The organism is Luxibacter massiliensis (genome assembly GCF_900604355.1).
Taxonomy (GTDB): domain Bacteria; phylum Bacillota; class Clostridia; order Lachnospirales; family Lachnospiraceae; genus Luxibacter; species Luxibacter massiliensis.
In genome coordinates this window covers 2248909-2262495 of the sequence record NZ_UWOE01000001.1, presented here as the reverse complement: position 1 = coordinate 2262495, position 13587 = coordinate 2248909, and the positions used below count along the sequence as shown (strand labels likewise).

Below are 13587 nucleotides of genomic sequence, written 5' to 3'. Positions count from 1 at the left end.
TATTACAAAACAACACATATTTTGCCTCTGCTGATTACATCCACAGTCCAAGTGATAAAAGGATATATTTACACAGTGGAATTGGCGGTAAAAGTAATAAAAAGTACATGCCCAGGAGGGACGGTTCACAGCTAAAGCCGTGTAATATTGTACGAAAACCGGCCGGAGAATATTATGAAAAATAAAGGATATAACATAATTTTTTTATAAAATGATAATGATTATCGTTGAAAATAAACAAAAATGGATGTAATTAACGCTGGAATTTTGTTATATGTCATGATATTATAAAATAGATATAGACTTAAACAAAGAAATGGAGGTTAAGCGATGCCTGTAAAGAAACAAATTGTTCCGTTTTCCGGGACAAAGGAACAAGAAGAATCATTGTTGAAAGTGATAGCTGAGCTGAAAGAAGAACAAGGTGCTTTGATGCCGATTCTGCAGAAGGCTCAGGATATCTACGGCTACCTTCCCATTGAGGTACAGAAGATTATTTCTAATGAAACAGGGATTCCTCTGGAAAAGATTTATGGAGTTGCTACATTCTACTCTCAGTTCACATTAAGTCCCAAAGGAAAATATCAGATTTCTGTCTGTCTCGGAACTGCCTGCTATGTAAAAGGCTCCGGGGATATTTATAATGCCCTCATGGAGAAGCTTGGAATTGTAGGCGGAGAGTGCACCCCGGACGGGAAATTCTCACTGGATGCCTGCCGCTGTGTAGGGGCCTGTGGGTTGGCCCCGGTTATGATGGTCAATGGCGAAGTATATGGCCGTCTGACTGTAGATGACATTGACGATATTTTAGCAAAATACCAATAAGCGTATGATGCCTGAAATATCTCTGAGTATACTGGATATAGCTGAGAACTCGGTGCGGGCGAAAGCGTCACTGATTGAGATAGAGGTTTCTGTCGATACAGGCAGCGACACGCTGACAGTGATGGTAAAGGATAATGGGTGCGGTATGTCAAAAGAACAGCTGGAAAAGGTTCAGGACCCATTTTATACCACCAGGACGACCAGAAGAGTAGGGTTGGGAATCCCGTTTTTTAAACAAGCGGCCGAGAGTACAGGCGGGAGCTTCAGTATTACGTCAGAAATAGGAAAAGGAACCGTGGCAGAAGCCGTTTTTCGATTATCACATATTGACAGAATGCCACTGGGGGATATTAGTTCCACGATACATATGCTTATCGTATTTCATGAAAAGATCCGCTTTATATATACTTACACATATGACGGGAATCAGTTCGTGCTTGATACCAGGGAGATCCATAAGATACTGGGGGAGGATATCTCTTTTTCTGTCCCGGAGGTATCTGATTTTATAAAGGGATTTTTGGCAGACAACAAAGAGGAAGCTGACCAGGGAGCGGATATATAGATGAACAGGAATTAAGGAAATGGAGGAAATATATGAAATCTCTTGAAGAATTACGTGCAATAAGGGAAAAGATGCAGGGCAAGGTGGGAGTGCGCACCGAAAATGAGAATCAGACCCGGGTCATTGTAGGCATGGCAACCTGTGGGATTGCAAGTGGAGCCAGGCCAGTGCTGACGGCGCTCTCCGATGCAGTGCAGGAGCAGGGCCTTGTAGATATCAATGTTACCCAGACGGGGTGTATTGGACTGTGCCAGTATGAGCCGATTGTAGAAGTTCTTAAACCAGGTAAGGAGAAGGTCACTTATGTAAACATGACCCCCGAGAAGGCCTTGGAAGTGCTGAGGCTGCATCTGCAGGGCGGCCAGGTGGTGACTAAGTATACATTGGGGGCTGTCCAAGACAGTGCCAAATAAGAAAAAGGAGGCTGATGACTATGTATCGTTCACATGTTTTGGTTTGTGGTGGAACAGGCTGTACCTCCTCCGGAAGCCAGAGAATTATAGATAAACTAGAAAAAGAAATCAAGGCCCAGGGTCTTGAAGAAGAAGTTGGCGTGGTCAAAACCGGCTGTTTTGGCTTGTGCGCCCTTGGGCCGATTATGATCGTATATCCAGAAGGCTCCTTCTATTCGATGGTACAGGAGGATGACATTCCTGAGATTGTTTCTGAACATTTGCTGAAAGGGCGGGTTGTAAAACGTCTTCTGTATGATGAGACCACGAAGACAGAGAAGATCCTGCCTCTGAATGAGACAAACTTCTATAAAAAGCAGAAGAGGGTGGCTCTGCGCAACTGTGGCGTGATTAACCCTGAGAATATTGAGGAGTACATAGGTACAGGCGGGTATGAGGCGCTGGGCGTCGTGCTGACAGAGAAAAAGCCGGAAGATGTCATCCAGATCCTTCTCGACAGCGGCCTGAGAGGGCGCGGAGGGGCGGGATTCCCCACGGGACTGAAATGGAAGTTTGCTGCCGCAAATGAGGCTGACCAGAAATATGTATGCTGTAATGCAGATGAGGGAGACCCGGGGGCATTTATGGACCGTTCCGTATTGGAAGGAGATCCCCATGTGGTACTGGAAGCCATGGCCATCGCAGGTTATGCCATCGGCGCGTCCCAGGGATATATCTATGTGCGCGCTGAGTATCCAATCGCGGTAAAACGTCTGGAGATCGCCATCCAACAGGCAAGAGAATACGGAATGCTGGGCAAGGATATTTTTGGCAGCGGCTTTGAGTTTGACATTGAGCTTAGGCTGGGAGCCGGTGCTTTTGTCTGTGGCGAGGAGACGGCTCTTATGACATCCATTGAGGGCAGCAGAGGCGAACCCCGGCCCCGTCCGCCGTTCCCTGCTTTGAAGGGCCTGTTCCAAAAACCCACTATCCTAAATAATGTAGAGACCTATGCCAATATTCCCCAGATTATTGTGAAAGGCCCAGAGTGGTTTGCTTCCATGGGGACAGAAAAGTCAAAGGGAACCAAGGTATTTGCCTTAGGCGGTAAAATTAATAATACAGGACTTGTAGAAATCCCCATGGGGACGACACTGCGAGAGATTGTGGAGGAGATCGGCGGCGGGGTGCCAAATGGCAAGAAGTTTAAAGCCGCACAGACAGGGGGGCCTTCAGGCGGCTGCATCCCGGCTGAGCACTTTGACGTGCCCATTGATTATGACAACCTGATTGCCATTGGCTCTATGATGGGGTCCGGCGGGCTGATTGTCATGGACGAAGACACCTGTATGGTGGATATTGCTAAGTTTTTCCTGGAGTTTACGGTAGATGAATCCTGCGGCAAATGTACGCCATGCCGTATTGGAACCAGGCGTATACTGGAGATTTTGGAGAAGATTACAAAAGGCCAGGCGTCTATGGAGGATCTGGATAAGTTGGAGGAACTTTGCTACCACTTGAAATCCAATTCTCTTTGCGCCCTTGGGCAGACGGCGCCTAATCCGGTACTTTCCACCCTGCGCTATTTCAGGGATGAATATATAGCCCACATCGTAGACAAAAGATGTCCCGCGGGCGTATGTAAGGATCTGCTGCAATATAAGATTGACGTAGATAAGTGTAAAGGCTGTACGCTGTGCGCCAGGGCCTGTCCGGCAGATGCGATTATTGGCAGCGTAAAGGAGCCACATATGATTAATCCTGAGAAATGTCTCAAGTGCGGTGCATGTATGGAAAAATGCCGTTTCGGTGCAATTTACAAAGAGTAATGGAGGATAGAGAATATGGAGAATGTGAATTTAAAAATCAATGGCTTGAATGTCAGCGCACCGGCAGGTTCTACTATCCTGGAGGCAGCCCACGGAGCAGGAATCAAGATTCCTACCCTCTGTTTCTTGAAGGATATCAATGAAATCGGCGCCTGCCGTATGTGTGTTGTGGAAGTAAAGGGGGCCAGGAACCTGGTGGCAGCCTGTGTCCATCCAGTCAGTGAGGGCATGGAGGTGCTCACAAATACGCCTCAGTTAATCGAGTCCAGAAAGAGGACTTTGGAACTGATTCTTTCCAATCATGACAAAAAATGTCTTTCCTGTGTGAGGAGTGGAAACTGTGAGCTTCAGGCACTCTGCCAGGAGCTGGGCGTGGCAGATGAGAATTATTTTGCCGGTGAGTCCCCAGAGTATGAATTAGATGACAGTTCCCCGCATATGGTTCGCGATAATAATAAGTGCATCCTCTGCCGCAGGTGTACTGCAGTCTGTGAGAAGGTACAGGCAGTGGGGGTGATCGGCCCGAATAACAGGGGATTTGCCACATTTATCGGCTCTCCTTTTGATATGGGGTTGGGCGATACAAGTTGTGTCTCCTGTGGCCAGTGTATTACGGCATGTCCCACGGGGGCCCTGTATGAAAAGGATTTTCTGGATGATGTTCTGGCAGCCATCGGGGATCCGGAGAAACATGTGATTGTGCAGCCTGCGCCATCTGTACGGGCAGCCCTGGGCGAAGAGTTTGGCTATCCCATGGGGACAGATGTGGAGGGCAAGATGGCAGCAGCTCTGCGCCGTATTGGCTTTGATAGAGTATTTGATACAGATTTCAGCGCAGACCTGACGATTATGGAGGAGGCCCATGAATTTTTAGGCCGTGTACAAAACGGCGGGGTTCTGCCGATGATGACCTCCTGCTCCCCAGGCTGGATAAAGTATTGTGAGCATTACTACCCAGACCAGCTCGCACATTTGTCAAGCTGCAAGTCTCCCCAGCAGATGTTCGGCGCTATTGCCAAGACATATTACGCTGAGAAGATGGGCATTGACCCGAAGAATATTGTCTGTGTCAGTGTAATGCCATGTACGGCAAAGAAGTTCGAGATTAACCGTGAGGACCAGAATGCAGCAGGCGTGCCGGATGTAGATATTTCCATTACAACAAGGGAGCTGGCACGCCTGATACGAAAGGTAGGCATTGATTTTAAGAGCCTGCCGGAGGAAGGGTTTGATGATCCGTTAGGAGAATCTACAGGGGCCGGTGTGATTTTCGGCGCTACAGGCGGTGTTATGGAGGCCGCATTGCGTACAGCGGTGGAGAAACTTACAGGTGAAGAGCTGGAAAGTGTAGATTTTACAGAGGTACGTGGTACAGAAGGGATCAAAGAGGCGGCCTACCATGTTGCAGGCATGGACGTAAAAGTGGCGGTGGCATCGGGACTTTCCAATGCAAAACAGATTATGGATAAGGTGCGGGCAGGGGAAGCAGATTACCATTTTATCGAAATTATGTGCTGCCCAGGTGGATGCGTCAATGGAGGCGGCCAGCCGCAAGTACATGCAGATGTGCGGAATTATGCAGATGTGAGGGCAATCCGGGCAAAAGCCTTGTATGACAATGATGCGGCCAAGACATTCAGGAAATCCCATGAAAATCCTTCTATTCAGAAGATATATGCAGAATATTTGGGCGAGCCTGGAAGCGAGAAGGCACATCATATTCTGCACACAAGCTATGTAGAGCGGAGCATTAACTAGTATAGCGCATAATACGTTTCTGCCATATGTATGCAGATAGAGATAGCACTGTGATTTGGCGGTGGGATGCACACTTCAGATACCAGAAGGGTATGCAGTGGGATTTCACAGTCAGTTACAGTGCTGTTTTAGCAGGAGGCCTTTGTGCGCTTTTTGTGTGGCAGAACATAGGAGGGATTGGATAAACATGAGAGTTATTGATTTTAAGGATGCTAAATGCCGGCATTGCTATAAATGTGTCCGTTACTGTATGGTAAAGGCTATTTCGGTACAGAATGAACAGGCCCATATTTTGAAAGACCATTGTATCAACTGTGGCCGCTGTATGGAAATCTGCCCTCAGAATGCCAAGACATTTGCCAGTGATATGGAGCGTGTGAAAGGATATTTAAGGCAGGGTTATAAAACCATTATTTCTATTGCGCCGTCATATCTGGGAGTGCTGGAATTTGAGCGTCCGGGACAGGTGGTGGATGCCCTGCTGAAACTGGGGTTTGCAGAGGTGCGGGAGACAGCCGAGGGTGCGGCCATGGTGACGGATGAATATAAGAAGATTATCCGTGAGAAAAAGATGGACAATATTATCACAACTTGCTGTCCCAGTGTGAATGACCTGGTGGAAAAGTATTACCCTGACTGCGTGGGGCTGCTTGCCCCGGTCGTGTCCCCCATGGTGGCCCACGGGCGTTATATTAAAAAGCTGTATGGCGGGGATGTGAAGGTTGTATTTCTGGGCCCCTGTATTGCCAAGAAGCAGGAGGCCATTGGAGATGCCAGGGTTGCCGGCGCTATCGACGCAATCCTGACCTTTGAGGAGCTGGCTATCTGGCTGGAAGAAGAAAAGATAGATATTTATGCATGCCAGGATAAGCCAGTGGGAAATCCTGACCCCAGGGTCAACCGTCTGTACCCCATCAGCGGCGGCGTGATCCAGTCAGTGGTGGCGGAGGAGGAGGCGGATACGTACCACAAGGTCTATGTAGACGGACTGTCGAATTGCATGGAGATGCTGGAATGCCTGCAGAGGGGGGAGCTTAAGCACTGTTTTATCGAGGCGAATGTCTGTGAGGGCGGATGTGCAAAAGGCCCGGCGTCTGCAAGGTGGAATACATCGTATGTAAAAGCCAAGATTAAAATTGAGAATCAGGTGTCCCACAAAGCTGCCAGAAACCTGCCGGATATGAGCACAGAGGAGCTGTATAAAAGGTTTGAAGAGAATAAACTGCAGGACGGGATGCCGTCAGAAGAAGAAATCCGTGATATTTTAAAATCCACAGGAAAATATGCACCTGAGGATGAGCTGAACTGTGGGGCATGCGGATACCCCACATGCCGCGACAAGGCCATTGCCGTCTACCAGGGAAAAGCAGAGCTGTCCATGTGTATGCCCTATGCCTTGACCCAGGCTGAGTCGATGTCGAATGTGGTCATGGATGTCACTCCCAATATGATTTTTATAATAGACAGCAGCATGAGAATACGGGAATGTAATAAAAGGGCCCAGGACCTACTGGGAGTGGGGAAGGATGAGGCCGTACAGAGATACATATTTGAGTTTATTGAGGCCGGGGACATTGAAGAGACTCTTCATACAAAGGAGCCGGTGATACATAAAAAGGTGCAGCTGGAAAATGGCCGTATGACCGCCGAGGAGACTATCGTATATATTGAGAACCTGGATTCCGTGCTGGTGACATATCAGGATGTGACAAGAGAAGAGAAAATCAAGGAACAGCACTATAACCTGAAGGTTGATACCATGGAGATGGCGCAGAAGGTAATTGAGAAGCAGATGATGGTGGCCCAGGAAATTGCGGGACTTTTGGGGGAAACAACGGCAGAGACAAAGGTGACGTTGACAAAACTGCGTGACTCCATCCTCAACGAAGAGGAGGGATAATATGAGCGTTAGTATTGATGTGGCATGGAAAAGCCTGAATAAACACCAGGAAGAGCTCTGTGGAGACAAAGTAGAGATTGTAAAGACAGAGGACTCAGATATTGTGATACTGGCGGATGGGATGGGGAGTGGGGTAAAAGCCAATATACTGGCCACCCTGACTTCCAAAATACTTGGTACAATGATGTTTCAGGGAGCCACCATTGAGTCCTGTGTGGAGACAATAGCAAAGACCCTGCCCATCTGCCAGGTACGGAAGGTGGCCTATGCCACTTTCAGCATCCTGCAGATTTTCCACAGCGGAGAGGCTTACCTGGCTGAGTTTGACAACCCGGGATGTGTGTTTATACGGGATAAAAAGATTGTAAAATATCCCTATGAGGAGCGGAGTATTGAGGGAAAGACAATCCATGAATATCGTTTCCAGGTAAAGCAGAATGACTGTTTTGTGCTGATGAGCGACGGGGTGATCTATGCCGGGGCAGGAGAAATCCTCAATCTCCAGGGGTGGACCTGGGAGAACATGGCAGAATATACGCTGCAGTGTACGAAAAAAACCTTGTCAGCTTCCAGGCTGGCGGTCCTGCTCAGCCAGGCATGCGATGATTTGTATGTGCAGAGGCCGGGGGACGATACGACAGTGGCCGTTGCCCGGGTGATTGAAAGGCGGGTGGTCAATATATTTACCGGCCCTCCCTTACATAAAGAGGACGATGAAAAATTGATGCATGAATTCATGCACATGGAAGGGAAAAAGATTGTGGCCGGAGGTACCAGTGCCAATATTGCGGCCCGGGTACTGAAAAAGGACATTATCACGAAAGTGGATCACAATGATCCAGATGTACCCCCCATGGCTGTCATAGAGGGCCTTGACCTGGTGACAGAGGGTGTACTGACTATGGGCAGGGCATTAAAGCTGCTAAAAAGATATGTCAGGGACGAATTTGACGCAGAATTTTTTGATGAGTTGGATGCCAATAATGGCGCCTCCAGGTTGGCTAAGATCCTGATTGAGGAGTGTACACAGCTGAATCTTTTTGTGGGAACAGCAGTAAACCAGGCCCATCAGGATTCAGAGCTGAGCTTTGACTTAAGTGTCCGTATGAATCTGGTTGAGCAGCTCCAGAATGTAGTGGAGAAGATGGGGAAGAGGGTCAGTGTAAAGTATTATTAAGGGGGGAAAGGGCAGCCAGAGGGCCGGGAGCAGAAATGAAACTCCCGGCTCTCTGGCTTTGTGCTTCTGGCCTGCTTTGGGGGCAGGAAAGGAATCTGAAATGCTGGTGTTTAGTATCAGGTAAGGCGGCGGAGCACCTCTTTTGCCACTAGGGCGGCAAGCGTTTCTACATCGTCCCCTGGCAGATTTTTTTGAGAGGAGCCAAACAAGGCGATTTTGGCTGCCACGGTTTGCCTTACAGCTTCCACCTCGGCAGGGATAAGGTCGATAATACCTTTCTCTACTTTCTGGAAGGAAGAAAGGGCAGCCTCTACGGCAGCGATATTAATATCAGTGAATATATTAATTTTACTGATGCCTGCAGCGATGGCCTTTTGGAAGTCGCTGTCTGTGAGGCCTGATCCTCCGTGCAGGACGAGAGGGACAGGGACAGTCCTGGAAATCGTATGTATTCTCTCAAAGTCCAATTTGGGGGGCAGTTTGTAGGCGCCATGTGCAGTCCCCACTGAAACGGCCAAAGCGTCAGCCTTTGTCTTATGAATAAAATCCTTTGCCTGGGCCGGGTCTGTATAATAAAGGGCGGGATCAGGCTGGCAGGATGCGCTTTCTAAAGAGCCTTCATTATCTCCCACGCGCCCTAATTCTGCCTCCACGGAGGCGCCGTAAGAGTGGGCAATGCGAACCATCTCCCGTACTTCCTTTACATTTTCTTCATAGGGCAGAGCAGAGCAGTCATACATGACTGAGGTGAAACCAAGCTCCAGGGCGCGGATGCAGGTTTCTTTTTTTAGGCCGTGGTCCAGGTGTACAACCACAGGCACGGAAGCTTTTTTGGCCATGGGAATCAGAAAATAGGAAATTTCCTCCAGAGGGCCATAGGGCAGCAGAACCTCGGCGGAGCCGAAAATAACAGGAGAGTGGGCCTGCTCAGCGGCGGCAATAATCCCCCGGGCCAGTTCTAAATTCACAGCATTAAATAGTCCCACGGCGTAGCGGCCTTTTTGGGCTGGGATCAGGACATCGTTCAAATTAGCAAGCATAAAAAACTCCTTTCTCATTATGTCAGTTAGGTGCGTGCGGTGAATGGCTGCGCGCATGTATCTATATTATTTCTTCAGGCAATTGGAAAATGTTGCATTCTCTATTTTCAATGCAGTCCCAGAGGCTGTAATTCCCAAGGACTTGCCAGGCTGTGCATACATTCTGGCATTTAATGCGGTTCCATTTACATAGAGCGTAGCTATTGTATCGTCCACAATTAACCGTATATGTAAAGGGGCGCCGGCTGTAAGTGAAATAGGGCGTTCCAGTCCTGTATTTTGGATTGCAGGCCAGGGCCAGTTTGGAACCTTCTCGAAACAGAACCTGTTTTCAGATATGAGGAAGGTGAACTGATAGTACTGGCCAGTCTCATAATGATCCCGCATGGTAATCCCAAATTGCTGCATACCTTCTGTAAATATGAAATCTCCTTCAAAAGAATATAGGTTTCCCGGATTCTCAGATATGATCTTGTGGATCTGGCAGGAGCGGGCATCCAGATATATTGGGGGGATCCTCTTTTTGTCTTTGAAGGCGGCCCAGACTGTTTCTGGGACCTTTACTTTCAATGTGCCGTCAGGAAGCTGGTAAAGTTCGTGTGCCATATAGGTGCCTCCCCAGACGAAGTCAGATGTATCAGATTCAGATGCCCTGGTGGGAACCCAGCCAAACAGGATCCGGTGTCCGTTTAATGCAAAGGTCCGGGCCGCATAGTAGGCACGGCCGTCAAAGGCATCGTCGGCAGGTTTTTGCCAGGGGCCGTCCAGGCTCCTACTCATCCGATAAATGGTCTTACATTTCTGGCTGTATTCAGTGGTGAGCAGATACCACCAGTCTCCCATCTTAAAAAGGTCTGGCATTTCATGCATGGTATAGAGGCCTGGCGCCCAAAAATCACCGCCAAATTTCCATTCAGCTAAATTTTGGGAAGTAAAATAAACAGTACATCCACTCAAGCAATGCTTGTCCCCTTCTTTGCGGGCGCCTAATATCAGCAGGTATTCCTGCCTCTCCTCATTCCATAGTACAAAAGGGTCCCGCCAGTCAGTCGGGTCATATCCCTTCTGGGGGCCAAAAGTAAGTGACTCTCCACTCTTGTCCCAGTGAATAAGGTCTGGACTTTTGGCGTGCATAAGAACCTGGGAGGGCAGGCCCCTGGCAGGATAATCCCGGTTATATCCCGTATAAAAGGCATGGTACTCTCCCTTTGCTTTGAAGATACTGCCTGCAAATATAAACTGATCCTGTTCATCTTTCTGCCCGCAGCCGATCACTGTGCCATAATCCTGATAGTGGACGAAATCATTTGTCGTTATCAGATCCCAGCCAAATGGCTCACAGTCTGGCAGAGGAGCGGGGTTACGTCTGTCGCGCTGGTGGAACAGATAGAACTCAGAACCCAGGCCATAAGGCATACAGTCGCCAAAACAGGCATTTTCTGGTTGGTAATATAAATGATGCATGGTATCCATCCTTTCGTATATACCTTTAAGCGCCCTGCCTTTAGGGGATGCCCTTTGGGTATACAAAATTAAATGTGTAAATGAATAAAAATGATTATAAACCAAAGAAATTTGAAAGACAACGAAAAATCGAATTATAAATTAAAATCGTGAGGATGAATAATTTTAGATATAAAATATTGTGCATAATGACCATAAAAATAGATATAAAACCGGTTGACACATATTAAAAATGATGATATATTTTGTGTAACAACCGGTTAATATAATCAGAATAAAAACAAAAGAGAGGATGGAAGCGTATGAAAAAGAAAATGTCAGCAATCATGTTAAGTCTTGCAATGGCAGCCTCCCTGCTTGGCGGATGCGGCAGTTCGGAAAAGGGCAATGCAGACAAGGCGGCACAGTCAGAGGATAGCTCCAGCAGCACAGGGAAAACAAGCTTCGAGCTCTCCATGCATGTGGCCAATGTGGAGGAGCAGGAGCCGGCAGTATATGCTGTGGTAAAAGCTTATATGGAAAAGAACCCAGATGTTGAGATTAATCTTACAGGGGAAGAGACAAACGAGCATTATAATAAAATGAAGATGGATGCCCAGGCCGGGACTCTGCCGGACGTATTTTTTAACCTGCTTGCCCCTTCAAAAGAGATGGCTGCAAATGGAGATTTGTACTGTCTGGATGATTTTATTACAGAGAACGATTTAACTTCGATTATGAATGACAATATGGTCCATTCCCTGGAAGTGGAGGGGTCTGTGTACGGACTCCCTTATCAGAAGCTGGTGACAGGGTTCTGGTATAACCAGGCGCTGTTTGACCAGTATCATGTAAAAGTTCCAGAAACTTATGATGAGCTTATGGAGGCAGCACAGGTGTTTCATGAGAATGGAATAACTACGATTGCAAAAGGCGCCCAGGATCCGTATTCAGTCTGGGGTACTATGGGACTTCTGTGCCGCTATGGGTATTTTGATAAAATAGATAAAATTCTGGAGGGGGAAGAAAGCTTCAATAATCCAGATTTCATCAAATTTTATGAAAAGCTGGAGGAGCTGAGCAAGGCAGGCGCTTTCCCCAGCAATGTAGCTACAAGCACTTATTATGATGCCAAGGAAATGTTTATGAGCGGACAGGCTGCTATGTTTGATTCTGGCACATGGGAGAGTTCCTATCTGGAAGGCAGTGAATATAAAGATGACTTTGCATTTAGCTGGGGAGTATCTTTTGATGACGGGATTGGCGATCAAAATGTGAGTATGCAGGTTCCCCACGCCCCTCTTTGTATCAGCGCAAAGGTATCTGAGGATCCCGAAAAGGAAGCGGCCATTCTGGATTTCTTCAAATTTTACTATAGTGACGAGGGCGCAAAAATTATGATCGACAATCTGTGTACTCCGCCGACCAACTATGGAGGGGAAATAGAAGAGTCATTCCTTACAGAGCACCCTGTGTTTGGAAAAGTGCTGGAGGCAATGGGCGAGGACACAGTGAGTCCTATTATGCAGCCGGATAATGTAAGTACAGAGGCATATGGAAATGCGCTATATGACAGCATTTATGGCGTGATAAACGGGGTTTATACACCTGGGGAAGCGTGTGACATGGTAGACAGCGAAATCCTGCTGGCACAGTAAATGTAATGGTAGTCCCGCTGCTGGCCAGGCTTTATATGGAAGGGTTTGCGCCTCCATGCTAAAGGCTTATACAGCAGCCGGGATTTGGCTGAAAGGAGATCTGCCTGTATGTACTGGTTTAGTAAAAAGAAAAACTTCATTATTATGCTGGGGCCTGCACTGCTGATATATCTGGCGTATATCATTATTCCCCTGTTTATTGCTGTGTATTATAGCTTTACTAACTTCCGGGGGGTCAGCGCGCCTGATTTGATTGGATTTCGAAATTATGCGACTCTGTTCCAGGATAAATTTTTCCTGGTTTCAGTAAAAAATACGGTGATTGTACTGGGGATCAGCCTGTGTATCCTGCTGCCTGCTTCCCTTGCCCTGGGACTTGCCTTAAATAAAATGATGAAAGGCATAAATGTGTTTAAAGCCTTGGCATTTCTCCCCAATATTATAGCGCCCTTGATCGTAGGGTTGATATGGGGGTTCATATTTGACCCGGAAATGGGACTGGCCAACGGCATACTGGTCAGGCTGGGACTTGAAAATTTTACGCAGCAGTGGATAGGCGGACTGGTGCTGACCCCCTGGTGCGTAGGAGTGATCTATCTGTGGCAGAATATAGGGTATTATGCCACCCTCTTTGTGGCCGGATTAAAAACAATCCCGGAAGATATTTATGAATCTGCTGGAATGGATGGCGCCAGTAAATGGCAGACATTAAGATATATAACGATTCCCATGCTAAAAGAGACCATTGCCATCAATACTGTCCTGATTGTCACAGGATGCTTTAAAGTGTTTGAGCTGGTCTATCAGCTCACCAATGGAAGTCCCAACCATATGTCAGAGGTGCTGACGACATATATGTACAATACAACATTTATTTCTAGTAAATATGGCTACGGCATGTCGATTGCTGTATTTACCTGTGCCGTAACAATGAGCATTACTTTGGTTTACCTGCGGATTCTGAGGAAAAAGAACCGGGCAGCGAGAACGGTGAGGTGAG

General features: G+C 47.5%; 11 protein-coding genes. 9 read left to right on the top strand and 2 right to left on the bottom strand.

The window, feature by feature from the left end; all coding sequences use genetic code 11:
• Positions 1-330 precede the first annotated feature (330 nt).
• The 7 genes from EFA47_RS10460 (at position 331) to EFA47_RS10430 (ending at position 8446) form a co-directional block, all read left to right on the top strand.
• Positions 331-825 (top strand): NADH-quinone oxidoreductase subunit NuoE family protein, encoded by a 495-nt coding sequence (locus tag EFA47_RS10460; protein ID WP_122643222.1) that lies wholly within the window; start codon positions 331-333, stop codon positions 823-825.
• Between the two features lie 4 nt (positions 826-829).
• The gene (locus tag EFA47_RS10455) at positions 830-1390 is read left to right on the top strand and encodes an ATP-binding protein (RefSeq protein WP_122643221.1); all 561 of its coding nucleotides are present in this window, start codon (positions 830-832) and stop codon (positions 1388-1390) included.
• A gap of 32 nt (positions 1391-1422) precedes the next feature.
• Entirely contained in the window at positions 1423-1803 is a 381-nt protein-coding gene (locus tag EFA47_RS10450; protein WP_122643220.1) for a (2Fe-2S) ferredoxin domain-containing protein, read from the top strand.
• A 20-nt stretch (positions 1804-1823) separates the two neighbouring features.
• Positions 1824-3611, top strand: a complete 1788-nt coding sequence (gene nuoF / locus EFA47_RS10445) for an NADH-quinone oxidoreductase subunit NuoF (protein ID WP_122643219.1) — start codon at positions 1824-1826, stop codon at positions 3609-3611.
• Between the two features lie 15 nt (positions 3612-3626).
• The gene (locus EFA47_RS10440) at positions 3627-5369 is read left to right on the top strand and encodes an NADH-dependent [FeFe] hydrogenase, group A6 (RefSeq protein ID WP_122643218.1); all 1743 of its coding nucleotides are present in this window, start codon (positions 3627-3629) and stop codon (positions 5367-5369) included.
• A gap of 187 nt (positions 5370-5556) precedes the next feature.
• Positions 5557-7269: a [Fe-Fe] hydrogenase large subunit C-terminal domain-containing protein gene (locus EFA47_RS10435; RefSeq protein ID WP_122643217.1), complete on the top strand. Its 1713-nt coding sequence runs from the start codon at positions 5557-5559 to the stop codon at positions 7267-7269.
• A gap of 1 nt (position 7270) precedes the next feature.
• Positions 7271-8446, top strand: coding sequence for a SpoIIE family protein phosphatase (locus EFA47_RS10430; protein ID WP_122643216.1), 1176 nt, complete (start codon positions 7271-7273; stop codon positions 8444-8446).
• 116 nt (positions 8447-8562) lie between these two features.
• On the opposite strand, the gene EFA47_RS10425 is transcribed toward EFA47_RS10430, so the two are convergent.
• Together EFA47_RS10425 and EFA47_RS10420 are read right to left on the bottom strand one after the other, a co-directional pair.
• Positions 8563-9486 (bottom strand): class II fructose-bisphosphate aldolase, encoded by a 924-nt coding sequence (locus EFA47_RS10425; protein ID WP_122643215.1) that lies wholly within the window; start codon positions 9484-9486, stop codon positions 8563-8565.
• Between the two features lie 66 nt (positions 9487-9552).
• Complete coding sequence (locus EFA47_RS10420; RefSeq protein ID WP_122643214.1) at positions 9553-10950, bottom strand: family 43 glycosylhydrolase; 1398 nt, start codon at positions 10948-10950, stop codon at positions 9553-9555.
• Positions 10951-11252: 302 nt separating this feature from the next.
• Here EFA47_RS10420 and EFA47_RS10415 point away from each other — a divergent pair, with 302 nt between their 5' ends.
• On the top strand, positions 11253-12587 hold the full coding sequence (locus EFA47_RS10415; RefSeq protein WP_122643213.1) for an ABC transporter substrate-binding protein: 1335 nt from the start codon (positions 11253-11255) through the stop codon (positions 12585-12587).
• Positions 12588-12695: 108 nt separating this feature from the next.
• Positions 12696-13586 (top strand): carbohydrate ABC transporter permease, encoded by an 891-nt coding sequence (locus EFA47_RS10410; protein ID WP_122643212.1) that lies wholly within the window; start codon positions 12696-12698, stop codon positions 13584-13586.
• Position 13587 lies beyond the last annotated feature (1 nt).

What these genes read in the sequence shown, in the direction of transcription:
- EFA47_RS10455 (WP_122643221.1), top strand. Translation starts at nt 830, where the DNA reads ATGATGCCTGAAATATCTCTGAGTATACTGGATATAGCTGAGAACTCG.
- EFA47_RS10430 (WP_122643216.1), top strand. Translation starts at nt 7,271, where the DNA reads ATGAGCGTTAGTATTGATGTGGCATGGAAAAGCCTGAATAAACACCAG.
- EFA47_RS10415 (WP_122643213.1), top strand. Translation starts at nt 11,253, where the DNA reads ATGAAAAAGAAAATGTCAGCAATCATGTTAAGTCTTGCAATGGCAGCC.
- EFA47_RS10420 (WP_122643214.1), bottom strand. Translation starts at nt 10,950, where the DNA reads ATGCATCATTTATATTACCAACCAGAAAATGCCTGTTTTGGCGACTGT.
- EFA47_RS10435 (WP_122643217.1), top strand. Translation starts at nt 5,557, where the DNA reads ATGAGAGTTATTGATTTTAAGGATGCTAAATGCCGGCATTGCTATAAA.
- EFA47_RS10450 (WP_122643220.1), top strand. Translation starts at nt 1,423, where the DNA reads ATGAAATCTCTTGAAGAATTACGTGCAATAAGGGAAAAGATGCAGGGC.
- EFA47_RS10410 (WP_122643212.1), top strand. Translation starts at nt 12,696, where the DNA reads ATGTACTGGTTTAGTAAAAAGAAAAACTTCATTATTATGCTGGGGCCT.
- nuoF (WP_122643219.1), top strand. Translation starts at nt 1,824, where the DNA reads ATGTATCGTTCACATGTTTTGGTTTGTGGTGGAACAGGCTGTACCTCC.
- EFA47_RS10440 (WP_122643218.1), top strand. Translation starts at nt 3,627, where the DNA reads ATGGAGAATGTGAATTTAAAAATCAATGGCTTGAATGTCAGCGCACCG.
- EFA47_RS10460 (WP_122643222.1), top strand. Translation starts at nt 331, where the DNA reads ATGCCTGTAAAGAAACAAATTGTTCCGTTTTCCGGGACAAAGGAACAA.
- EFA47_RS10425 (WP_122643215.1), bottom strand. Translation starts at nt 9,486, where the DNA reads ATGCTTGCTAATTTGAACGATGTCCTGATCCCAGCCCAAAAAGGCCGC.